Here is a 23,329-nt window from a genome sequence, read left to right as displayed (position 1 = left end):
GTTCAGGTGGGTGTTGGCTACACACGTGAGGCTTTGTTTAAGGCGTGAAGCTAAAGGTCCGGACCACAGTCGTCAAGTGGGGGAGCGCTCCCCTCCTCGACTCACAGGAAAACGTGACGGTGATGTGAACGCTCTGTCAGGGCGTCGTCACTTCGGTGAACTGGGTGCGGTGCAGTTCGGCGTACCGCCCGTCGGCCAGCAGAAGTTCCTCGTGGGTGCCGCGCTCCACGATCCGGCCGGCCTCGACCACCAGGATCTGGTCGGCGGCCCGGATCGTGGACAGCCGGTGGGCGATGACCACGGCCGTGCGCCCCTCCAGCGCCTCGGTGAGGGCCTCCTGGACGGCCGCCTCCGAGGTGTTGTCCAGGTGGGCGGTGGCCTCGTCGAGGATGACCACGCGCTGGCGGGCCAGCAGCAGCCGGGCGATGGTCATGCGCTGCCGCTCGCCGCCGGAGAGCCGGTAGCCGCGCTCGCCGACCACCGTGTCCAGGCCGTCCGGCAGGGACCGTACGACCTCGTCGAGGCGGGCCCGGCCGAGGGCGTCCCACAACTCCTCGTCGGTGGCCCCCGGCCGGGCGAGCAGCAGGTTGGCGCGGACGCTGTCGTGGAAGAGGTGGCCGTCCTGGGTGACCATGCCGAGGGTGGCCCGCAGGGAGCCGGCGGTCAGGTCGCGGACGTCGACGCCGCCGATGCGCACGGCGCCCTCGTCGACGTCGTACAGGCGAGGCAGCAGTTGGGCGATGGTGGACTTGCCGGCGCCGGAGGAGCCGACCAGAGCGACGGTCCGGCCGGGTTCGGCGCGGAAGGAGATGCCGTGCAGGACCTCGGCACCGCCGCGGCCGTCCAGGGTCGCGACCTCTTCGAGTGACGCGAGGGAGACCTGGTCGGCGGCCGGGTAGGCGAAGCGGACGTCCTCGAACTCGACGGCCACCGGGCCCTCGGGAACCTCGCGGGCGTCCGGTTTCTCCTCGATCAGGGGCTTCAGGTCGAGCACTTCGAAGACCCGCTCGAAGCTGACCAGCGCGCTCATCACCTCGACGCGGGCGCCGGCGAGGGAGGTGAGCGGGGCGTACAGCCGGGTCAGGAGAAGGGCGAGGGAGACGACGGCGCCCGGCTCCAGGGTGCCGCGCAGCGCGAACCAGCCGCCGAGGCCGTAGACCAGGGCGAGTGCCAGCGAGGAGACCAGGGTGAGCGCGGTCATGAACACCGACTGGGCGGTGGCGGTGCGCACCCCGATGTCCCGGACGCGGGCGGCGCGGGCCGAGAACTCCGCCGACTCCTCCTCGGGGCGGCCGAAGAGCTTGATCAGGGTGGCGCCCGGTGCGGAGAAGCGCTCCGTCATGCGGGTGCCCATGGCCGCGTTGAGCGCGGCGGACTCGCGCTGCATCCGGGCCATCCGGCCGCCCATCCGGCGGGCGGGCACCACGAACACCGGCAGCAGCACCAGCGCGAGCAGGGTGATCTGCCAGGACAGGGTCAGCATGACCACGAGGGTGAGCAGCAGCGTGACCAGGTTGCTGACCACGCCGGAGAGGGTGTTGGCGAAGGCCCGCTGGGCGCCGATCACGTCGTTGTTGAGACGACTGACCAGCGCTCCCGTACGCGTACGTGTGAAGAACGCGACGGGCATGCGCTGCACATGATCGAACACAGCCGTTCGCAGGTCGAGGATGAGTCCCTCCCCGAGCGTCGCCGAGAGCCGCCGCCCCAGCACCCCGAGCGCCGCCTCCGCGACGGCCACAGCCGCGATCAGCAGCGACAGCCGTACGACCGTCCCGGTGTCGTGCCCCGACACGATGGCGTCGACGACATGGCCGGCCAGGACCGGGGTCGCCACGGCGAGCAGGGCCGTCACCACCCCGAGCAGGACGAAACGGACTATGCCCTGCCGGTGCGGGCGGGCGAAGGCGGCGATACGGCGCAGTGCGGCCCGGTCGAACGGGCGGCGCTCCTGCTGGGCGGTCATCACGCTGTGCAGTTGCGTCCAGGCGGTGGTTTCCATACTCATGAGGGAGAACGTAGGACCTCAAGCTTCGTTGAGGTCAATGTCCGCTCGCCGTCCCCCCGTACGAAGGACCCGATGAGCCTCCCGAAGGCACCGCCCGGCTCTGCGAGAGCCCACGCGGAAGCCCATGCGAAAGCCCAGACAGGCCTCCCCCCTCCCCCGCTTCCCGTCCGTCATCCGGTGTCTCCCCTTCCGCCACCCGCCGTTGGCGCGGCGCGGAAAACCTCTCCCGGTGTGACAGCGGTAAGAATCCCCGGCTTCCGTGCGGGCCGTCTCCCCCGGCTCGCCCGCCGTCTCCCCTGGCGGCACATCCTCACCCTGATTCCGCTCTTGCTCGTCGCGGTCATCGCGGTGCAGCACCGGTCGGTCCTCGTCGAGGGCTTCGGCCACCTCCGTGACGCCTCCTGGCCCTGGCTGCTGGCGGCGGGCGCGGCCACCTGTCTGACCTGGGTGGCCGCGGCCGTCACCCGGCAGGGCGCGGTGGTCCAGCAACTGCCCCGCTGGCGGCTGCTCGCGACCCAGCTGGCGGCCGGCTCAGCCAACCATCTGCTCCCGACGGGCCTGGGCTCCGGCGCGGTCAACCTGCGGTTCATGACCGTGTGCGGGGTGCCGCTCGCCACCTCGTCGGCCGCGCTCGCCCTGTACCTGCTCGCCGAATCGGTGGCCCGGGTGGGCCTGATGGCCGTGTTCTTCGTGGCCTTCCCGGACGCACTGCAGCTCGGCGGCCTGCTCCCCGACGGGACGACGGGACCGGTCCTGGCCGTCGCCGGCGCGCTGGTGGCCGTGGCGCTGGCCGCGCTGTTCCTCGTAGGACGGGTGCGCGAGCCGGTGTTCCGCTTCGTGCGCTCCGCCCTGAACGAGGCCCGCTCGGTGCACACGCGTCCGTCCCGGGCGCTGGCCCTGTGGGGCGGCTCGCTCGCCTTCCCCGCGCTCCAGGCGGCCGGTCTGGTGGCGGTGGGGCAGGCGCTGGGCCTGCCGGTGCCGCCCGCGCACATGGCGCTGGCGTATCTCGCGGCCACGGTCGCCGTCGCGCTGATCCCCACGCCGGGCGGTCTGGGTTCCGTGGAGGCGGCGCTGATCGTGGCGTTGGTGGCCGCGGGCGGCCCGGTGGCGGTCGCCACGGCCGTCGTCCTCGCGTACCGGATCATCACCGTGTGGGTGCCGTTGCTGCCGGGAGCACTGACACTGGGAGCGCTGGTGCGACTGAAGGTCATCTGACACGGGGTGACCTTCCGAAGGAACCGACGGAAGGAAACGCATGCCGGTCCGCCTGGAACGCAAGGGTCCTGTCACCACGGTGGTGCTCTCCCGGCCCGAGGTGCGCAACGCGGTGGACGGGCCGACGGCGGCCGAACTGGTCGCCGCCTTCCGGGAGTTCGAGGCGGACGACGCGGCCCGGGTGGCGGTGCTGTGGGGTGAGGGCGGCACCTTCTGCGCGGGCGCGGACCTGAAGGCGATGGGCGGCGAGCGCCGCAACCGGGTGGCGGAGGACGGGGACGGCCCGATGGGCCCGACCCGGCTGCGGCTGTCCAAGCCGGTGATCGCGGCGATCGCCGGGCACGCCGTGGCAGGGGGCCTGGAGCTGGCCCTGTGGTGCGATCTGCGGGTCGCCGAGGAGGACGCGGTGTTCGGCGTCTTCTGCCGCCGCTGGGGCGTGCCCCTGATCGACGGCGGCACGGTACGGCTCCCCCGGCTGATCGGCGCCGGCCGGGCCATGGACCTGATCCTGACCGGCCGCCCGGTCCCGGCTCCCGAGGCGCACGGAATGGGCCTGGCCGACCGTCTGGTCCCGCCGGGCCGCTCCCGCGCGGCGGCGGAGGAACTGGCCGCCGCCATCGCCGCTTTCCCGCAGGCCTGCCTGCGCAGCGACCGGGCGTCGGTGCTGGACCAGGAGGGGCTGGACGAACCGACGGCGATGCTCGGCGAGATCCGCCACGGCATGGCGGTGTTGGCGGAAGGCCTGGACGGAGCGGCGCGGTTCGCGGCAGGAGCGGGCCGGCACGGGTCCTTCACGCGCGACTGACCAGCCACTCCAGCACCGCACCCGCGGCCTGCACCCCCTCCCGGGCCGCCGTCCGGGCGTTCTGTCCCGGGTGCGGCAGACCGCCGGCGGCGAAGACACCCGGGCGGTCGGTGCCCGGCCCGTGGGCGAGGGTGAGCCGGGCCCGGCGGGCCAGTTCGTCCTCGGCGACGAAGTCCCCGGTGAAGACGACCGTGTCGCAGGCCAGGACTCCCGTACGCCCGTCGACGTGCCGGATGCGGACGCCGGACAGCCGTCCGTGGCCGAGGATCTCGGTGACCGTGGTCCCGGTGAGCAGCGGGACGCGGGAGCGGAGCCGGGCGTCCACGGCACGGACGGAGGCGGCGCGCGTCACGTCGGTGACGGCACGGACAAAGGCGACGCTCGGCCGGTCGGTGCCGGCACGGACAAAGGCGGCGCGCGGCCGGTCGGTGCAGGCACGGACGGAGATGGCGCGCGGCCGGTCGGTGAGCATCGCGACGACCTCGGCGCCCGCGGCCCGTACCGCCCCGGCGGCCGCGTACGACACGTCCTCGGCCCCGACCACCACCGCCCGTTCGCCGATCGGCTGCCGGTAGCGGTGCACCGCCTGCTGCAGTTCTCCTCCGGTGTAGACCCCGGCGGGCCGGGTGCCCGGGATCAGCCGTGCCGTGCGGGGGCGTTCCCGGGCGCCGGTGGCGAGCACCACGGCCCGCGCGGTGACCGTCTCCGGGCCCCGCTCACCCACGGTGGTCAGGGAGAGCGGCCCGGCCCAGTCCAGGGCGGTGACCCCGGTACGGACCACCGCTCCGGCCCGCGCGGCCGCCTCGGCGAGCAGGCGGGCGTACCCGGGTCCGGTCGACGGCCTGGTCCAGGTGCCGAATCCGCCGTGGGCGCAGTGCCGTACCGCTCCCCCGGCCTCCTGGTCCCGCTCCAGCACCTCCACCCGGCCCGCTCCGGCGGCCGCCAGCCGGGCGGCGGCCGCGAGACCGGCGGGACCGGCACCGACGACCACGACGTCGACCCGGCGTTCGGCGGTCATCGGGTGGGCCCGGTCCTTTCGAACAGATCGCGTACGGCCGCCCCGCAGTGGAAGCCCTGGCAGCGGCCCGCCCCGGCCCGGGTGCGACGGCGCAGGCCGGCGAGGCTGCGCGGCGGGACCGTACTGACCAGGGCGGCACGGATCTCGCCGCGGGTCGCGCGCTCGCAGTGGCAGACGATGACGTCACCGCCGCGCTGGTAGGGGCGGGGGAAGGCCTCGCCGAGGTTCGGCATCCGGACCGGTTCCAGGTCGACGGGGTCCTTCAGGTCGAGGCCCGAGTCCCGCAGCAGTGCGGTGACATGGGCGGCGATGGCCAGCGAGGCGGTGAGGCCCGTGGAGCGGATGCCGCCGACGGTGACGTACGCCTGTTCGGGGTGGGCAGAGATGCGGTAGTCGTCGTGCTCGGTGGCCGCGCGCAGACCGGCGTAGACGGCGGTGACCTCCTCGTCGAGGAGCGCGGGCAGGATCCGGCGGCCCTTCTCGCGCAGGGCCGCCAGCCCCTCGGCGGTCGACCCGGTGGCGGTCCTGTCGTCCAGGTCCTCGGCGGTGGGGCCCAGCAGGACGTTGCCGTAGACCGTGGGGGCGACCAGGACGCCCTTGCCGAGGGCGGTGGGGACCGGCAGCAGGATGTGCCGGACCAGGTCGCGGGCGAACTTGTCGTAGACGATCAGCTGGCCGCGGCGCGGTGTGACGGTGAAGGCGCGGTGGCCGAGGAGACGGTCGAGGGTGTCGGCGTGCAGACCGGCCGCGTTGACGAGGTGGCGGGTGTGCAGGGGGCCGCGCGCGGTGGTCAGGGTGTGCACGCCGTCGTGTCGGCTCACCTTTGCCACGCGGGAGTTGAGGTGGAGGTCGACGCCGCCCCGCACGGCCTGGGTGGCGTAGGCCAGGGTCGTGGTCCAGGGGCAGATGATGCTCTCGCCGGGTACGTGCAGGGCGCCGAGCGCACCGGGGCCGAGGTGGGGTTCGCGGGCGTACAGCTCGGCGGCGGTCAACAGGCGTACGTCGTGGTGGTCGTTGCGTACGGCCTGCCGGGCGAGGTCCGGCAGGGCGGACCGTTGCTCCTCGTCCCAGGCCACCAGCAGGGCGCCGACCGGCTCGACCGGGATGCCGGACTTGGCGGCGTACGCGGTGAGGAGCCGGGAGCCCGCACGGACCAGGCGGGCCTCCAGGGTGCCGGGGTGGGCGTCGAAACCGGTGTGCAGGATGGCGGTGTTGGCCTTCGAGGTGCCCTCGCCGACATCGTCCTGGGCCTCCACCAGGGCGACCTCGAGATGCGGGTGACGGGCCAGTTCACGGGCGATCGCGCTGCCGACGACCCCGGCGCCGACGACCGTCACGTCGTACGGGGCGGAGGGCAGCGGCCCGTCGGCGGTGACCGTCACCCGGGGGCTCCGGCTCCGGCTCCGGCGCGCGCGAGCAATGCGGCGACGGCTGCCCGGAAGGTGCCCAGGCGGTCGGCGGCCTCGCCCGGCGAGATGCGCGGCTCGTAGACGGCGGACGGTCCCCCGTCCGGCAGGAAGTCGGTGGGGTCGGTGCCGAGGTAGGCGAGGGCCCCCACCCCGAGGGCGGTGGCGTCGGGCAGCGTGGACACCTCGACCGGGCGTTGCAGCAGGTCGGCCTGGATCTGCATGAGCAGCGCCGAGCGGGTGAGTCCGCCGTCGACGCGCAGCGCGGTCAGCGGGGTGCCGAGGTCGGTCTCGGCGGCTTCGGTGAGTTCCACCACCTGGGCGGCGAGGCCCTCGCACAGGGCGCGCACCAGATGCCCGGGGCCGGTGTCGAGGCCCAGACCGGTGAGCGAGCCGCGCAGGTCGCCGCGCCACCAGGGAGCGGCGAGCCCCGCCAACGCGGGAACGAAGGTGACCCCGCCGGTATCGGAGACGGTGCCGCCGACCCGGTCGAGGTCGGCGGCGCCGGAGATCACGCCGAGGTCGGTGAGCCAGCGGACGGCGGAGGCGGCCGTGTACACCTGGCCCTCCAGGCAGTAGCCGGTCTCTCCGGCGAGGCGCCAGGCGACACAGCTGACCAGTCCTGAGGTGCTGTGCCGGGGGATGTCGCCGGTGTGCGCGAGCAGGAACGCCCCGGTGCCGTAGGTGCACTTGGCGCCGCCCGGACCGGTGATCCGCTGGGCGAGGAGGGCGGCCTGCTGGTCCACGGCGAGTCCGGTGAGCGGGATCTCGCGCCCGAACTCCCTCGTCGTGCCGATGAGTTGGCAGTTGTCGACGATCTCGGGCAGGTGTTCGGCGGACAGTCCGTAGAGGTCGAGGGCGCGGGGCGACCACCGCACCCGGTCCAGATCGAGAAGTTGGGTGCGGCCGGCGGTGGCGGCGTCGGTGACATAGGCGCCGGTGAGCCGGTGGACCAGCCAGGCGTCGGTGGTGGTGACGACTCCCTCGATGGTGAGGTGACGGCGGATCCAGGCCATCTTGGGCGCGGCGAAGTAGGGGTCGAGGGGCAGTCCGGTGAGTTCCCGTAACTCGTCCGCGTGTTCGGCGAGTTCGGCGCAGACGGTCTCGGCCCGGCGGTCCTGCCAGACGATCGCGGTGGTGAGCGGGCGCCCGGTGCCGGGGTCCCAGGCCAGGACGGTCTCACCCTGGTTGGCCAGGCCCAGCGCGGTGACCGGTTCGCCGGCCTCGGCGAGCGCCCGGCGGCCGGCGACGAGCACCGAGTCGTACAGCTCCTCGGGGTCCGCCTCCACCAGGCCGCCGGGCAGGTGACGGGGGGTTATGGCGACGAATCCGGTGCCGATGACGCCCCGTTCGGGGCAGATCACCAGGGCCTTGGTGCCGGACGTGCCCTGGTCGACGGCGAGCACCGGACCTGTCATCGAGCCTCCCTGGCGATCACTGCGCGACAGCCTGCCGTCGTGCGACGGGCCGCGTCAACCAAGCACGGCGTGGCGGCAGTTAGAGCCGGACAGATTCAGCACAGTCCCGGCCGACAGGGGCCGCGGTGCGAACCTCTGTGCGGATTCGGTTCCGCGAATACGGCAGGATGAGCGGTTGCACTACCGAATGGGAGGTAACCGGTGGACCGAGCGCTCACCGTCGATGACCTGGTCCTGGCCGGCATCGCCCTGGCGGCGGGCCTGTTGCTGGCCTTTCTGTCACGCGGCATGCTGCGCTGGCTGGCCAAGCACGCGAAGCGGACCCGTTGGAGCGGTGACGACGTCATCGTGGACGCGCTGCGCACGGTGGTTCCGTGGGCGGCGCTCTCGGGCGGCGCGGCGGCCGCCGCGGCGGTGCTGCCACTGACCAGGACCGTCCAGCACCACACCAACCAGTGCCTGAAGGTGCTGCTCATCTTCGCGGTGACGGTCTCGGCGGCGCGCGTGATCGCCGGCCTGGTGCAGTCGGTCACCCAGTCCCGCTCCGGGGTGGCCGGTTCGGCGACGATCTTCGTGAACATCACCCGGGTGCTGGTCCTGGCGATCGGTTTCCTGGTGGTGCTCCAGACGCTGGGCATCTCCATAGCGCCGCTGCTCACCGCCCTGGGCGTCGGCGGTCTCGCGGTCGCGCTGGCACTCCAGGACACCCTGGCCAACCTCTTCGCGGGCATCCACATCCTCGCCTCCAAGACCGTGCAGCCGGGCGACTACATCCAGCTGAGCAGCGGCGAGGAGGGCTATGTCGTGGACATCAACTGGCGGCAGACGACCGTCCGCCAGCTCTCCAACAACCTGGTGGTCATCCCCAACGGCCAGCTGGCGAAGACGAACATGACCAACTACACGCGTCCCGAGCAGGAGTTGACGATCCTGGTGCAGGTGGGCGTGAGTTACGACAGCGACCTGGACCAGGTCGAGAGGGTCACGCACGAGGTCATCGCCGAGACGATGACCGAGATCACCGGCGCCCTCCCGGAGCACGAGCCGGCCATCCGCTTCCACACCTTCGGCGACTCGCGGATCGGCTTCACGGTGATCCTGGGCGTCGGGGAGTTCAGCGACCAGTTCCGGATCAAGCACGAGTTCATCAAGCGGCTGCACCGCCGCTACCGCGAGGAGGGCATCCGCATCCCGGCCCCGACCCGCACGGTGGCGCTCCAGCAGGGGGCCGTGGTGATTCCGCAGCAGCGCGTCACGGACGACCTGCGCTCCGGTCCGCCGCGCACCGACTAGAGTGCTGCGACCGGAAAGGTTCACCGGCTCGCGACGCCCGGCACGGCACCTCGCCGCGTTGTCGCACCACCCGAGTACATCCAGTACGCGGGTGATGCTCCGCCTTGCGATGCACCGCACCGGACGCCGCGAGCTTCCCGGCAAACCTTTCCGGTCACAGCACCAGCCCCCTGCCTTTCGCCTACAGGGTGGCCGAGTTGTCGTGGTGGTGGCCGCCGCGCAGGCTGGGCGGGGTGGCCGGGGACGGTGTCACCGGGGTGACCGTCCAGTCGGGGTGGCCGGGCATCCGCGGGGTCGTGGTGCCGTAGAGCCAGTCGCGGAGGAAGCCGGACCGGTCCTGGCCGGTGACCTCCGCGGCCACCGCGATGTAGTCCGCCGTCGACGCCGAGCGGAACCGGAAGCGGTCCAGGAAGGCGCGCTCCACCGCGTGGAAGGCGTCCTCGCCGACCAGCTCGCGGAAGGCGTACAGCGTCAGGACGCCGCCGAGGTAGCGCTGGTCGTCGAAGAGGTTGACCTCGTTCGGGGCGGCCACCGGCCCCGAGTCGTGGCGCCACTGGTCGCCGCGGGCGTAGGTGTCCTTCATCCGGGCCTCCATGGTGGTCATGCCCAGGGAGTCCGGCCAGCCGCGTTCGTAGCGGTAGAGCAGCCCGTAGAAGTCGGCGTGGCCCTCGTTCAGCCAGAGGTCGGCCCAGGTGGCGGGGGAGACCATGTTGCCGAAGTACGAGTGGACCAGCTCGTGCATCATGTGCGCGCCGATCTTCGCCTCCGCCTGGAGCAGGAAGTTCGGCTTGTAGAGGGTGAGGGTCTGGGTCTCCAGCCCTGTGAAGTCGAAGGCGTTCGGGGCATCGGAGTTGCAGGGCAGCAGGCCGTACGTCTCGAACGGGAAGGCGACGCCGAGCCGGTCCTCCAGCCACGCCACCTGGCCCGCGGTGAGGGCCAGCGCGGGCTCCAGCGCGGCGGCCCGGGCGACCGGGACGACGTCCCGCAGCGGCAGGCCGTGCGGGCCCCGCCGGTCCTTGATCACATAGTCGCCGACGGTGATCTGGACGAGTTCCGTGGCGATCGGCGACCGGGACCGGTACGAGTACGCCGTCCGGTCGCCGGGGAGGTTCTCGGTGCAGGTCGGCAGGCCGTTCGCGACCCCGCGCAGGCCGGTCGGGACGGTGATGCGGAAGGTGAAGTCCGCCTTGTCCGAGGGATGGTCGTTGCACGGGAAGACGGTGTGCGCGGAGTTCGGCTGCGGACAGACGGCGAAGCCGTCCGGGGTCGGCACCCAGGCGGTGTGCGGGAGGGTGCGGCGCGGATCGGCGCCGTACTCCACGCACACGGTGACCCGGTCGTGCTCCCGGAGCGGGCGTGCCGGGGTGATCCGCAGCTTCTCGTCGGCCTGCTCGAAGTCCGCGTCGCGGCCGTCGACGCGCACGGAGCGTATGTCGAGGCCGAGCGCGTCCAGGGAGAAGCGGGACAGGTTCCGCGTGGCGCGGAGGCGCAGTGTCGCGGTGCCGTCGACCAGGCGGGTCGTGGCATCGTAGGCGAGGTCGAGGTCGTAGGCGTGGACCCGGTAGCCGTCGTTGCCGAGGGCCGGGTAGACGGGGTCGCCGAGGGTCTCCGGGCCCGGGGCGGGCGTCTTGCCCCCGGTCCCCGCGTCGCCGCTTTTCTCCCCCGCGGAGAAGGGACGCGCGAGGGCCGGGGCGCCTGTGGCCAGTACGGTCGCCGTGCCGAGCAGGGCGGCCGCCGGGGCCGTCACTCTGATGCGATTTCTCATGGTCCGCTTTCGCTCGGGCAGCCGGGTGGTCGGTCCGGCCGCCGGTCGATGGTGGCTCGCTTGTCATGACCACCCTTTTGACCGATCCGGTTGCCCGTCGTATGACCATCGGATCTTCCGAGTCGCGGACCCCTGTCGAGCGCGGGTCGTTCACGAGATATCTTGATGTCGAGCAATGTTGCAGACGTGGAGCGGAGCACCCGGTGACTGACTCGACCATCATCTACACCTACACAGACGAGGCCCCGGCCCTGGCGACGCACTCGTTCCTGCCGGTGATCCAGGCGTATGCCTCGCAGGCCGGTGTCGCCGTGGACATCCGCGACATCTCGCTGGCCGGGCGCATCATCGCCCACTTCCCGGAGTACCTGAACGAGGACCAGCGCATCCCGGACGCCCTGGCCGAGCTGGGCGAGCTCGCCAAGACGCCCGAGGCCAACATCGTCAAGCTGCCGAACATCTCGGCGTCGATCCCGCAGCTGAAGGCCGCCGTCGCCGAGCTCCAGGGCAACGGCTACGCGCTGCCGGCCTACCCGGACGACCCGAAGACCGACGAGGAGCGCGAGATCCGCGCCCGCTACGACAAGATCAAGGGTTCCGCCGTGAACCCGGTCCTGCGTGAGGGCAACTCGGACCGCCGCGCCCCCGCCTCGGTGAAGAACTACGCCAAGACCCACCCGCACCGCATGGGCGCCTGGACCTCCGAGTCCAAGACGAACGTGGCGACCATGGGCGAGAACGACTTCCGCTCCACCGAGAAGTCCGTGGTGATCTCCGAGGCCGGCGCCCTGAAGATCGAACTGGTCGCCGAGGACGGCACCACCACCGTGCTCAAGGACTCCGTACCGGTCCTGGCGGGCGAGGTCGTCGACGCCTCGGTGCTGCACGTCGCCCAGCTCAACGACTTCCTGGCCGCGCAGATCGCCCGCGCCAAGCAGGAGGGCGTCCTGTTCTCCGTGCACCTCAAGGCCACGATGATGAAGGTCTCCGACCCGATCATCTTCGGCCACGTGGTGCGCGTCTTCTTCCCGAAGACGTTCGCGAAGTACGGCCAGACCCTCAAGGCGGCCGGCCTCAGCGCGAACGACGGTCTCGGGGGCATCCTCAAGGGTCTGGAGAACCTCCCCGAGGGTGCCGAGATCAAGGCCTCCTTCGACGCCGAGATCGCCGAGGGCCCGGCCCTGGCGATGGTCGACTCCGACAAGGGCATCACCAACCTGCACGTGCCCTCCGACGTCATCATCGACGCCTCGATGCCGGCCATGATCCGCACCTCCGGCCACATGTGGGGCCCGGACGGCCAGGAGGCCGACACCCTCGCGGTCATCCCGGACTCCTCCTACGCCGGTGTCTACCAGGCCGTGATCGAGGACTGCCGGGCCAACGGCGCCTTCGACCCGTCCACCATGGGCTCGGTCCCGAACGTGGGCCTGATGGCGCAGAAGGCCGAGGAGTACGGCTCCCACGACAAGACCTTCGAGATCGCCACCACCGGCACGGTCCGCCTGGTCGACGCGGCCGGCAACGTCGTGATCGAGCAGCCGGTCGCCGCCGGTGACATCTTCCGCGCCTGCCAGACCAAGGACGCGCCGATCAAGGACTGGGTGAAGCTGGCCGTCACCCGCGCCCGCGCCACCGGCGACCCGGCCGTCTTCTGGCTGGACGAGGGCCGTGCGCACGACGCGCAGCTCATCGCCAAGGTCAAGCAGTACCTGACCGAGCACGACACCGAGGGCCTGGACATCAGGATCCTGGCGCCGGTTGAGGCCACGAAGCTGTCCGTGGAGCGCATCCGCCGCGGCGAGAACACCATCTCCGTCACCGGCAACGTGCTCCGTGACTACCTGACCGACCTCTTCCCGATCCTGGAGCTGGGCACCAGCGCCAAGATGCTGTCGGTCGTCCCGCTGATGGCGGGCGGCGGCCTGTTCGAGACGGGCGCCGGCGGTTCCGCGCCGAAGCACGTCCAGCAGCTGGTCAAGGAGAACTACCTGCGCTGGGACTCCCTCGGCGAGTTCTTCGCGCTCGTCCCCTCCTTCGAGCAGTACGCCGACTTCACCGGCAACACCCGCGCCAAGGTCCTCGCCGACACCCTCGACCGCGCCACGGCGACCTTCCTCAACGAGGACAAGTCCCCGACCCGTCGCGTCGGCGGCATCGACAACCGCGGCAGCCACTTCTACCTGTCCCTGTACTGGGCGCAGGAGCTGGCCCGGCAGACCGACGACGCCGAGCTGGCGAAGGCGTTCGCGCCGCTCGCCGAGACGCTCGGCGCCAACGAGCAGAAGATCGTCGACGAGCTGCTCGCCGTCCAGGGCTCCCCGGCCGACATCGGCGGCTACTACCAGCCCGAGAAGGCCAAGGCGGACGCGGTCATGCGCCCGTCGGCGACCTGGAACGCGGCGCTCGCGGCCCTCTGAGCCGACACCCCGGCCCCCCAGGGGTCCGTATGAAGTCTCCGCCCCGGCAGGCATCCGCCCGCCGGGGCGGAGCCGTGTCCGGCCCCCGTGGCGGGCGTATGTGGTTCGTGAAGTCTGCGTGTCTCGTGCGGCGCGGCCCCGTTGAGGGTCTCGATCAGGAGCACCGCGCCGATCCGGTCGGCCGCGCGGGCCGCGAGGGTCAGGTTCTCCAGTGCGGCTGGTCCGCCGTGACCTGCCGTGGTTCGCTCGACACACGACGGGGTTTGTGACCCGACGCCACGTGGACCACGCCCGTGTCACCACCACCGGCTGTCCCCCCGAGCTGGCCGCGCTGATCCCGTCGGCCGACGGGCCGCGGCTGATCGGGTCGCCGTAGGGGCACGACGGCTTCCTGATCGAGACCGGACAGATGGGCGGCCTGATCCGGGAGCTGCTGGGGCCGTCGTCGATGTGAAAACCTTGATCCCGCACCCCGCCACCGACCACACCCCGGGAGCCGCCCGTGTCCGAGCCGTCGTACGAACTGCTGCCCGGCGCCGCGGAGTCACCCGTGGTCCTGCACGTGCCGCACTCGGCACGGACGATCCCGGCCGGGGTACGGGACGGCATCGTGCTCGACGACGCCGCGCTGGCACGGGAGCTGGACCACATCACGGACGCGCACACCGCACAGATCGCGGCGGCCGCGGCTCAGCTGGCCGGGGTGACGCCCTGGCGGTTCGTCAACCGGCTGTCCCGGCTGGTGGTGGATCCGGAGCGGTTTCCTGACGAGCGGGAGGAGATGCTCGCCGTCGGCATGGGGGCCGTGTACACGCGGACCACGCACCGGGGTGTGCTGCGGGAGGAGCCGTTCGATCCCGGGCCGTTGGTCGAGCGGTACTTCCGGCCGTACGCCCGGGCGATGACGGAGGCCGTCGCCGGGCGGCTGGCGGCGACCGGGCGGGCCGTCGTGATCGACGTGCACTCCTATCCGGGCCGGGCGCTGCCCTATGAGCTGCACGGGGCGGGACCGCGACCGCCGGTGTGCCTGGGCACGGACGGCTTCCACACGCCGGCCGAGCTGACGGAGGCGGCCCGCAGGGCCTTCGCGGGGTGCGGGGAGACGGGGCTGGACAGCCCGTTCGGCGGGGCGTACGTGCCGCTGGAGTTCTACGGGTCGGACGCGCGGGTCGGCGCCTTGATGATCGAGATCCGGCGGGACCTCTACATGACCGAACCGGGCGGTCCGGCAGGGGCGGGAGCGGACCGGCTCGCCGCCGCCCTCGCGGCGCTCGTGGACTCCGTCGCCCGCTGACCCTCCGGCTGGAGCATTCCCGCAGGACACGCGGTGAGGGCCGTACGACCGTGGAGGCATGACCACGGAGACGACCGCGCCCACGACCACGGAGCCGGCCGGGCTCACGACGACGGAACTGGCCCCGCCCCCGATGGCGGAGCCGGCCCCGCCCGTCTGCCCGGCGGCGCCGCCCGTACGGGACTGGCCCGCCTACGACCTGGAGGGGACCGAGTTCGACCCGATCCTCGCCGCGCTGATGCGGGAGGCGCCGGTGACGCGGATCCGGTTGCCGTTCGGTGAGGGCTGGGCGTGGCTCGCCACCCGGTACGAGGACGTCAGGACCGTCACCAACGACCCGAGGTTCAGCCGTACCGAGGTCACCCGGCGCCAGGTGACCCGGCTCGCCCCGCACTTCAAGCCCCGTCCGGGCTCGCTGGCCTGGGCCGACCAGCCCGACCACAACCGGCTGCGCAAGCCACTCGCCGGTGCTTTCACGGTCGGCGCGATGAAGCGGCTGCGGCCCCGGGCGCAGGAGATCCTCGACGAACTGGTCGACGGGGTGGTGCGGGAGGGGCCGCCCGCCGATCTGATCGAGCGGGTGCTGGAGCCGTTCCCGATCGCCGTGGTCAGCGAGGTGATGGGGGTGCCGGAGGCCGACCGGGAGCGGGTGCACGCCTGGACCCGGCAGATCATCTCCACCTCCGGCGGCGCCGAGGCCGCCGAAGGGGCCAAGCAGGGGCTGTACGGGTGGATCACCGAGACGGTACGCGCGCGGGCCGGCAGCCCGGACGACGACGTGTACTCGCTGCTCGGGAGTGCGGTGGCCCGGGGCGAGATCGGCGAGGAGGAGGCCGTCGGGCTGGCCGGTCCGCTGCAGATCGGCGGTGAGGCGGTCACCCACAACTGCGGTCAGATGCTCTACCTGATGCTCTCCCGGCCGGAGCTGCTGGCACACCTGCGGGACCCGGCGGTGGAGCGCGGGCCGGTCCTTGACGAGCTGCTGCGCTGGATCCCGCACCGCAGCACGGTCGGACTGGCCCGGATCGCCCTGGAGGACGTCGAACTGGGCGACGGCACCCGGATCGCGGCCGGCGATCCGGTGTACGTCTCCTATCTCGCCGCCAACCGCGACCCGGCCGTCTTCCCCGACCCGGACGGTATCGTCCCGGACCGCGATCCCAACCCGCATCTCGCCTTCGGCAACGGCCCGCACTACTGCACGGGCGCGGTCCTCGCCCGGCTCCAGACCGAGCTGCTGGTCGACACCCTCCTCGACCGGCTGCCGGGGCTGCGGCTCGCGGTGCCGGCCGAGGAGGTGCAGTGGCGCCGCAGGACGATGATCCGGGGGCCGCGGACCCTGCCCGTCGCCTGGTGAGACGGCGCCGGGTTCAGGCCCGCAGCCACTCCGTGACGATCACGTCCCCGCCGGTCCGCAGCCGGAGCGCGAACGGGCCGGCGGGCGGGGTGTCACTGGCGAACCGGCCCATGCCGTCGGCGGTGAGCGGGCGGGCCGCCGCCGGACCGCCGAGCACCTCGATCCGCGCGGACTGCGGGGGCAGCACCTGGCCCAGCAGTCCCTCGTCGGTGACCTCGATGTCCACGGTGAGATCGCCCGCCTGGAAGGTCAGCATCCGGGGCGGGGCCTCGGCCCCTCTGACCGGGATGGCGTCGACCAGCGAGTCGAAGGTCAGCTCGGCGACCCGGGCGTCCAGGTCGTGCAGCGCGTAGGCGTCCATGGCCAGTTGGAGCAGCCCGGCCGGGAGCGGGTCGAGGACGGCGGCCGCCTGGCGCAGCTCCTCCTCCAGGAGGTCCGCGTCGAACTCGGTGCCGTCGAGGTCCTCCGCCACCGGGAAACCGTCGTCGCTCATACCGCACCCCTCGCGTCGAGCCGGGCCCGCAGCCGGCGCAGACAGCGCTGGCGCAGCGGGCCGATGCTGCCCACCGCGATGCCCAGCGCCACGGACACCTCGACATAGCTGGGCGGCGGCGAGGCCATCAGGACCCGCAACAACTGCCTGCACCGGTCGCCGAGTTCCTCGAACTCCTGCCACAGCAGACGGATCCGCTCGGCCTCGTCCGCCCGGTCCTCCGCGTCGATCAGGGACTGCTCGGGCGTACGGACCTCGCTGACCCGGTCCAGGACCTGTGGATCGTCGGTCGGCAGCAGCCGGGTCAGCCCGCGGATCACCTTCAGGCACTCGTTGCGTGCCGTGCTGGCCAGCCAGGAACCGGCCTTGTCGGGCTCCCGGATCCGGCCCAGGTGCTGGGCGAACCGGAACCAGACGGTCTGGTACACCTCGTGCCCGTCGGCGTCGGAGAGCCGATGCGCGCGCACCACGGACCACACCAGTGGGCTCAGCCCTTCCACGAGCGCCTTCCAGGCCGCCGCGTCGCCGTCGACGGCGGACTGGACCAGCGCGCCGACCTCTGCTCGGTCCACGGTCCCACCCCTCGTGTACGGCAAGTCATCGTACGCCGTGGAGTGGAGTGTTCCGGAACTCAGGCCGTCGTCACCAGCCTGACGACCGGGACCGGCTGCCAGCTCGCCGGGCGGAGCGCCGGTACAGCGGTGCCGCGCACCTCGGCGTACTCCGAGATGTTCTGCAGGAGCCGGGTGCCCGCCGTACGCGGGTCGGTCTCCTTGTGCGTGGTCATCCGGTCGGCGACGAGGCCGGCCACGATGGGGGTGGCGAACGATGTTCCGCTCCACTGTGCGAACCCTTCGAACATCACTTGGTCCGGTTTGCCGGGGCCGGTCGTCCCGGTGTCGGTCAACACGCCGGTGTGGCGCGGGTACTGGCAGGTGCAGGCGTAGGTGAAGCCGAACCGGCAGGCCTCGTAGGTGGTGTGCTGGTACACGTACGGCACGGGTGCGTCGAAGCCGGCCAGGGCGCCGATGAGTTGCTCGCCGGGGGCGTAGACCTTGACCCAGCTGCCGTGGTTGGTGAAGCAGGCGCCGTACTCGCCGTCGCTGCGCAGCGCGCCGACCGACAGGACCGTGTTCTCGTAGCCGGGCAGACCGGCACAGGCTGCGGGCCAGAAGGAGGTGGCGCTGCCGTTGTTGCCGGCGGCGGCGACGAGCAGGGTGGACTGGTCGCGCAGGGCGTCCATGAAGGCCTCGACGGCGAGCAGTCCTTCAGCGCTGCCGTTCGGAGTGCCGGCGGAGAGGCTGATGACGTCCGGCCAGCCGTGCCGGTCGACCGCCTCGAAGAGCTTGGCTCCGAACTCGGACTCCAGGATGGCGCCCGCGTCGGTCAGGGTGTTGGTGACGGTGATGTCCGTGTTGGGGGCGAGGGCGGCGATGAGACCGGCGATGAACGTGCCGTGACCTACGTACTGCTGAAGGATCCCGTCGGCGTCGGTCTCGGTGAGCTGCGGGTCGCCCTGGACGCGGCCGAGGAGCGGGTAGGAGCGGTAGTCGTGCACCAGACCGGTGTCCATCACCAGGACGCTGACGGCGGTGTCCGGGTCGTAACTCCCGGTCACGGGCTGCGGGTTGGGGGCCTGGGTGAGCAGGGCGGGGAGCGGTTCGCAGGGGTTGCAGGAGTTGGCGTTCGGGGTGGTGGACACCACGTGGTTACGGCTGACCAGGCGGCGGCCGGTGCGGCCCTCCGCCTCCCGCAGGGCGCGCAGCGCGTGGCCGACGGCGCGGTCACCGGTGCGGTCGCCGTGGTTCGGGTCACCGACCCGGATGCGGGTGACACCGGTGCGGTTGGTCTCCGGGCCTGCCCGGTGCACGTGGTCGGCGAGCAGGCCCGTGGTCGCGGTGAAGTGGGCCCGCACGGTGTCCTCGACGATCCGTGCCTCCTCGCCGTCACGGGCGAGGACGACCCCCTTCTCGTACAGGAACTCGGCTGCGTCGTCCGGCCCCATCGCCAGTGGAACGTCCGGCATGGAACGCTGGATCTGATCGAACTGCTCATGGAATCGCTGAGCTGCCATGGCCTGTCCTCCCCCGGTAACGGCGTTCTTCAGTCAGATTCACGGGCCCGCCGCTTGATACAGCGACAAACCTGTGGGGCATGTATGCCCAGGCCACTACCATCCGAGGGGTGACTGCGCGAAGCGATTCGGTTACGGAACTGCTGCCGATGGTGTTCGCCGCCCCCGGCGAGGCCCTGGCGCGGGCGGAACGCGTCCTCCAGTCCGATCCGTCGCCGCTGGACGCGTCCGTCGCCCACCAGGTCATCGGCATCTGGCAGCGGGACTTCGGGGACCTTGCCGTGGCCCTCGACCATCTGCGGCGCGCTCGGGGCTTCGCGGCCCGCGCGGACTCGGCGGAGCGGGAAGCGGATGTCCTCGGCACCCTCGGAGTCGCCCTGGTGCATGCGGGGCGCACGCGACAGGGACTGGCCGCGTTGGACCGCGGGGTGGCTCGGGGCAACGGGCACACCCGGGCGCGGGTGCTGTACCGGCGGGCGTTCGCCTCGTGGGTACTGGGCCGGCACAAGGAGGCACTGGAGGACCTGCGGCGGGCGATACCGGTACTGCGGCAGGCCGGTGACGTCATCTGGACCGCGCGGGCGCTGAGTGTGCGGGCCACCGTGCATCTGGCGGTGGGTGCGGTGGAGCGGGCGGACGCGGACTTCACGGCGGCGGAGCTGCTGTGGGAGACGACGGGCCAGGAGCACGACAAGGCGGTCGCGGTGGAGAACCGGGGCCTGGCCGCGTACCGGTCCGGCGACATCCCGGCGGCGCTGCGGCTGCTGGCCGCGGCCAAGGAGCGGTACGACGAACTGGGCACACCGCCGTTCATGCTGTACATCGCGCGCTGCGAGGTGCTGATGGCGGCCGGGCTGGCGCCGGAGGCGCTGGCCGAGGCGGACACGGCGATCGCGGCCCTGGACCGGATCGGCGGGCAGTCCACCCGCAAGGCCGAGCTGCTGCTGGCCGCCGCCCGGGCCGCGCGTTCGGCGGGGGACGCGGGGACCGCGATCGCCCGTGCCGCCGTCGCCGTACGGCTCTTCTCGGGGCAGCGGCGCAGCTGGTGGGAGACGCATGCCCGGCTGGAGCTGCTCGAGGCGCGGGTGGCGGGCGGGGCCGCTTCCGGGCGGCTGGTGCAGGACGCGGCGGCGGTCGCCGACCAGCTGGCCTCCTTCGGGGCGCCGGCCGCGCCGGAGGCCTCGCTGCTCGCGGGGCGGATCGCGCTGGCGCTGGGCTGGACGGCGGACGCGGAACGGCATCTCGCGGTGGCCGCGCGCAGCAGACGCGGCGGACCGCCGCTGGCCCGGATGACCGGCTGGGCGGCGCAGGCGCTGCGCGCCCGGGCGGCCGGTTCACGCCGGGGCGTGCTGGAGGCCTGCCGGCGTGGCCTGGACGTCCTCGACGACCACCGGATGACGCTGGGCGCCTCGGAGTTGCGGGCCCGGGCCACCGCGCAGGGCGCGGAGCTGGCCGCGCTGGCCCAGCAGGCGAGCCTGGCGCATGGCGGACCGCGCCGGCTGCTGGAGTGGAGCGAACGCTGGCGGGCCACGGTCCTGTCCACTCCCCCGACCCGGCCGCCCGCCGACCCGGCTCTGCTCGCCTCGCTCACCGCGTTCCGTGAGATCGCGTCCCGCGCGGAGGACGCCCGCAGGCAGGGCCGCCCGGTGCCCGCCCTGGAGCGCGAACAGCGCCGTCTGGAAAGGGAGATCCGCTCCCGCACCCACCACATCCGCGGTGACGCCCCCGGCGAGGGCGACCGCTTCGACCCGGCCCGGCTGCTCGACCGGCTCGGCGACGCCCGCCTGGCCGAACTCGCCGTCCTGGACGGGCGGGTGCACATTCTGCTGTGCGGACAGGGCCGGGTACGGCGTTTCGAGGGCGGCCTGCTGGCGGAGGCCGTCGCCGAGGCCGAGCACGTCCAGGCGGGGCTGCGGCGGCTCGCGCATCCGGGGGCGGAGGGGCGGCTAGCGGTGGTCGAGGCCGCCGGGCGGCGGTTGGAGGAACTGCTGCTGGGCGCGGCCGCGGACCATCTCGGCTCGGGGCCGGTGGTGATCGTCCCGCCGGGGGCGCTGCACCGGGTGCCATGGGCCCTGCTGCCGTCCTTGCGGGAGCGGGTGCTCAGCGTGTCGCCGTCGGCGGGGAGCTGGCTGCGGGCCCGGGAGACCGAGCCGCCGCCGGGCGGCCGCCATGTGCTGGTGCGCGGGCCGGGACTGGCGACCGGGGGCGCGGAGGTGCCCGAGGTGGCGGGCCGGTACGCGACGGCACGGATCCTTGAACACGACGAGGCCCATGTCCCCCGCGTTCTCGAGGAGTTGGACGGGGCGACACTGGCGCACATCGCGGCGCACGGCACCTTCCGCGCCGACAGCCCGCTCTTCTCCTCGCTGCGCATGGCCGACGGCCCGCTGATCGTCCACGACTTCGAGCGTCTCGCCCGCAGCCCCTACCGGATCATCCTCTCCAGCTGCGACACCGCCCGCCTCGCCTCGGTCGGCGCCGACGAACTCCTCGGCCTGGTCACGGCGTTGCTGCCGCTGGGCACGGCCGGCGTGGTGGCGAGCAGCGCGCCCGTCAACGACGCGGCCGTGGTCCCGCTGATGCTGGCCCTGCACAAGGGCCTGGGCGCCGGGCTGTCGCTGGCGGAGGCGCTGCGGGACGCCCGGGCCGCCCTGCCGGGCGACGCGGTCCACCAGGCGACGGGGTGGGCGTTCGCGGCCTTCGGGGCGGCCTGAGCGGACCGAGCTGGGTCGGCTGCGGTTCGGCGGGGGCACGGCGAAGGACCGTCGTCGGCTGCGGTTCGGCGGGGGCGCGGCGAAGGACCGTCGTCGGCTGCGGTTCGGCGGGGGCACGGCGAAGGACCGTCGTCGGCTGCGGTTCGGCGGGGGCACGGCGAAGGACCGTCGTCGGGTGCGGCGCCGCCGTGGCTGGTCGTGCGGTTCCCCGCGCCCCTTCGGGGCGCTGGAGCGGTCACGCCGATTTCCGCTCGGGCTGTTCCACCAGCCACGGCAGCGCCGCCCGGTCGCTCCCGCCGAGGCGGGTGTACGCGCTGTAGAGGTGGTTGCCCACCGTCCGGACGGACAGGGTCAGCCGCTCGGCGATCTGGCGGTTGCTGAGGCCGGCCGCGGCCAGCGTGACGATCTGCCGCTGGCGGGCGGTGAGTTCGCCGAGGACCAGGCCGGACAGGGCCGGGGTGCGGGCGCCCTGGCAGCGGCGGGCGAGGGCGACGGCGCGGGTGCGGGACAGCCGGGCGGCCCGCGGGTCGCGGTGCGCACGGACCGCCTGGGCGTGCGCCTCCGCCGCGAACAGCAGCAGACCGCGCTCGGCCAGCTCCTCGGCGGCCCGGTCGAGCGCGGGTCCGTCGTCATGGGCGAGGGCCTCGGCGTGCCGCGCGAAGACCCCCTCCAGTCGCTCCGCGGCCCCCGCGGGCTCTCCCCGCCGTACTGCGCCGTAGTGCGCGAGACCCCCGTCCCCGCGCACTACGGCAGCTTCCCCCGCCTCGGCGGCGGCACGGGCGAGTTCGGTCCGGCAGGAGGCGTCGCCCGGCGCCGTCCGCAGTCCCTCCCTCGCCCATGCCGCCGCCTCTCGCAGCTCCCCCCGAAGCCGCGAGTACCGGGCACGCACGGCCGCGTACCCGGCCGGTACGGGCAGGCCTCCCGACGCCAGCCACTCCCCCACCGGGGCCGGCACCTCCCGTACGTCCAACTGGTCGACACAGGTGGCGAGTTGCTCCTGCTCGTCCTTCAGGGCGGGCTCGCACTGGCTCGGGGTGCGTGCCAGGCGGCGGGTCCGGAGCCAGCCCGCTCGGGCGCGCAGGGCGGGGCCGTGCAGCGGGTGGGCGAGGCGGACCGCGCCCCGGTCGTCGACCTGGATCAGGCCGTCCGTCTCCAGCCGTTCGAGGATGCCGAGGTCGAGGCCGTCGTCGAGGTGGGCCGGCAGCGGCTCGAGGAAGGCGAGCCGTTCGAGGGCGTCGCGTTCGCCGGGGTCCGGACGGTCCAGGAGGGGCGCGATCCGGTCCCGTACGGTCGCGGTGAGCGGCAGCGGGCCGTGCCAGGCCCATGCGCCGGTGTCCGGCACCCGGGTCAGCGCACCGGACGCGCGCAGGGCGCCGTGCAGCTCCCGCAGCAGCCGCAGATCGCCCCGGCACAACCGGTGCAGCCGGCGCACGGTGAGCGGCTCCAGTCCGCCGTCGGCGAGCAGCTGGGCCGTCTCGTCGTAGGGCAGCGGCTCCAGGGCGAGACGGGTGAGCAGTTCCCCGGTCCACAGCCGGGAGACCGCGCCGGGGAGGGGTGCCTGGTCGGCGGCGGCCACCACGAGCCGGGTGCGGCCGTGCACGGCGAGCTGGTGGACGAGGGCGGCCGAGGCCTCGTCGAGGAGGTGGGCGTCGTCGACGACGAGGAGCCGTACCCCCGAGAGGTTCTGGACCGCGCCGGGCAGCGAGAGCCGGCCGGGGAGCAGGTGCGCGAACGCCGCGAACGGGAGGGCGGAGGTCTCGGGGGTTCCGGTCACGCGGGCGCAGTCGGTGCCCCGCACCGCCTCCGTGATCAGCCGGGTCTTGCCGCGGCCGGCCGGTCCGGTGACCACGACGCCCTGCCGGCCGATGCCCAGCGACCGCCTGACCAGCTCCAGTTCGTCCTCCCGGCCGGTGAACGGCCAGGGGAGTTCGAGGGTCCGCGCGTCCTGTTCGTAACTCGTCACGTGAGTATGAGTCGCGTTACTCAGCTCTGATACACGGGGACTTGAGTAGCTCCCGACTCAGGCGTCCGGCCGGGGGGACCGGCAGT

Annotated in this window: 15 protein-coding genes and 2 pseudogenes; 8 read left to right on the top strand and 9 right to left on the bottom strand. The window is 73.1% G+C overall.

The features are described 5' to 3' along the window. Positions 1-136: 136 nt before the first annotated feature. Complete coding sequence (locus AB0N16_RS04445; RefSeq protein WP_365794015.1) at positions 137-2,002, bottom strand: ABC transporter ATP-binding protein; 1,866 nt, start codon at positions 2,000-2,002, stop codon at positions 137-139. 237 nt (positions 2,003-2,239) lie between these two features. Between AB0N16_RS04445 and AB0N16_RS04440 the strand changes: the two genes are divergently transcribed. After that, a complete protein-coding gene (locus AB0N16_RS04440; protein ID WP_365792963.1) occupies positions 2,240-3,223 on the top strand; it encodes a lysylphosphatidylglycerol synthase transmembrane domain-containing protein in 984 nt (327 codons plus the stop codon). A gap of 40 nt (positions 3,224-3,263) precedes the next feature. Further along, positions 3,264-4,028: a crotonase/enoyl-CoA hydratase family protein gene (locus AB0N16_RS04435; RefSeq protein ID WP_365792961.1), complete on the top strand. Its 765-nt coding sequence runs from the start codon at positions 3,264-3,266 to the stop codon at positions 4,026-4,028. Position 4,029: 1 nt separating this feature from the next. Here the strand turns inward: AB0N16_RS04435 and AB0N16_RS04430 are convergent. The 3 genes and pseudogenes from AB0N16_RS04430 to AB0N16_RS04420 all read right to left on the bottom strand — a co-directional run. Next, a pseudogene (locus AB0N16_RS04430) lies at positions 4,030-5,046 on the bottom strand (FAD-dependent oxidoreductase); the annotation flags it as partial. Next, positions 5,043-6,428, bottom strand: a complete 1,386-nt coding sequence (locus AB0N16_RS04425; protein ID WP_365792959.1) for an FAD-dependent oxidoreductase — start codon at positions 6,426-6,428, stop codon at positions 5,043-5,045. The pseudogene AB0N16_RS04430 and the gene AB0N16_RS04425, both read right to left, overlap by 4 nt. Beyond that, the gene (locus AB0N16_RS04420) at positions 6,425-7,870 is read right to left on the bottom strand and encodes an FGGY family carbohydrate kinase (RefSeq protein ID WP_365792957.1); all 1,446 of its coding nucleotides are present in this window, start codon (positions 7,868-7,870) and stop codon (positions 6,425-6,427) included. Before AB0N16_RS04420 ends, AB0N16_RS04425 begins: the two co-directional genes overlap by 4 nt. 201 nt (positions 7,871-8,071) lie before the next feature. Here AB0N16_RS04420 and AB0N16_RS04415 point away from each other — a divergent pair, with 201 nt between their 5' ends. Then, complete coding sequence (locus AB0N16_RS04415) at positions 8,072-9,163, top strand: mechanosensitive ion channel family protein (RefSeq protein WP_365792955.1); 1,092 nt, start codon at positions 8,072-8,074, stop codon at positions 9,161-9,163. A 181-nt stretch (positions 9,164-9,344) separates the two neighbouring features. Here the strand turns inward: AB0N16_RS04415 and AB0N16_RS04410 are convergent, their stop codons facing one another. Next, entirely contained in the window at positions 9,345-10,928 is a 1,584-nt protein-coding gene (locus AB0N16_RS04410; protein ID WP_365792953.1) for a M1 family metallopeptidase, read from the bottom strand. A gap of 203 nt (positions 10,929-11,131) precedes the next feature. Here AB0N16_RS04410 and AB0N16_RS04405 point away from each other — a divergent pair, with 203 nt between their 5' ends. The 4 genes and pseudogenes from AB0N16_RS04405 to AB0N16_RS04390 all read left to right on the top strand — a co-directional run bounded on the left by AB0N16_RS04405 (position 11,132) and on the right by AB0N16_RS04390 (position 15,999). After that, entirely contained in the window at positions 11,132-13,348 is a 2,217-nt protein-coding gene (locus AB0N16_RS04405; protein WP_365792951.1) for an NADP-dependent isocitrate dehydrogenase, read from the top strand. Between the two features lie 319 nt (positions 13,349-13,667). Further along, a pseudogene (locus AB0N16_RS04400) lies at positions 13,668-13,802 on the top strand (homoserine O-acetyltransferase); the annotation flags it as partial. Positions 13,803-13,850: 48 nt separating this feature from the next. Further along, positions 13,851-14,642, top strand: a complete 792-nt coding sequence (locus AB0N16_RS04395) for an N-formylglutamate amidohydrolase (RefSeq protein ID WP_365792949.1) — start codon at positions 13,851-13,853, stop codon at positions 14,640-14,642. Positions 14,643-14,775: 133 nt separating this feature from the next. Next, positions 14,776-15,999: a cytochrome P450 gene (locus tag AB0N16_RS04390; RefSeq protein WP_365794013.1), complete on the top strand. Its 1,224-nt coding sequence runs from the start codon at positions 14,776-14,778 to the stop codon at positions 15,997-15,999. 13 nt (positions 16,000-16,012) lie between these two features. Here the strand turns inward: AB0N16_RS04390 and AB0N16_RS04385 are convergent, their stop codons facing one another. From AB0N16_RS04385 to AB0N16_RS04375, 3 genes are read right to left on the bottom strand one after another with little or no spacing between them, the layout of a single operon-like run. After that, a complete protein-coding gene (locus AB0N16_RS04385; protein WP_365792947.1) occupies positions 16,013-16,492 on the bottom strand; it encodes a hypothetical protein in 480 nt (159 codons plus the stop codon). Next, the gene (locus tag AB0N16_RS04380) at positions 16,489-17,088 is read right to left on the bottom strand and encodes a sigma-70 family RNA polymerase sigma factor (protein WP_365792945.1); all 600 of its coding nucleotides are present in this window, start codon (positions 17,086-17,088) and stop codon (positions 16,489-16,491) included. The genes AB0N16_RS04385 and AB0N16_RS04380 overlap by 4 nt, the downstream gene beginning before the upstream one ends. Before the next feature lie 35 nt (positions 17,089-17,123). Further along, on the bottom strand, positions 17,124-18,566 hold the full coding sequence (locus AB0N16_RS04375) for a S8/S53 family peptidase (protein ID WP_365792943.1): 1,443 nt from the start codon (positions 18,564-18,566) through the stop codon (positions 17,124-17,126). A 149-nt stretch (positions 18,567-18,715) separates the two neighbouring features. On the opposite strand from AB0N16_RS04375, the gene AB0N16_RS04370 reads away from it, so the two are divergent. After that, positions 18,716-21,280, top strand: a complete 2,565-nt coding sequence (locus AB0N16_RS04370; RefSeq protein WP_365794011.1) for a CHAT domain-containing tetratricopeptide repeat protein — start codon at positions 18,716-18,718, stop codon at positions 21,278-21,280. A 235-nt stretch (positions 21,281-21,515) separates the two neighbouring features. On the opposite strand, the gene AB0N16_RS04365 is transcribed toward AB0N16_RS04370, so the two are convergent. Continuing rightward, positions 21,516-23,243 (bottom strand): LuxR C-terminal-related transcriptional regulator, encoded by a 1,728-nt coding sequence (locus tag AB0N16_RS04365; RefSeq protein WP_365792941.1) that lies wholly within the window; start codon positions 23,241-23,243, stop codon positions 21,516-21,518. Positions 23,244-23,329: the final 86 nt, after the last annotated feature.

The sequence above is a fragment of the Streptomyces sp. NPDC051105 genome (assembly GCF_040682795.1).
GTDB lineage: Bacteria > Actinomycetota > Actinomycetes > Streptomycetales > Streptomycetaceae > Streptomyces.
This window is presented reverse-complemented; position numbering and strand designations above follow the sequence as displayed.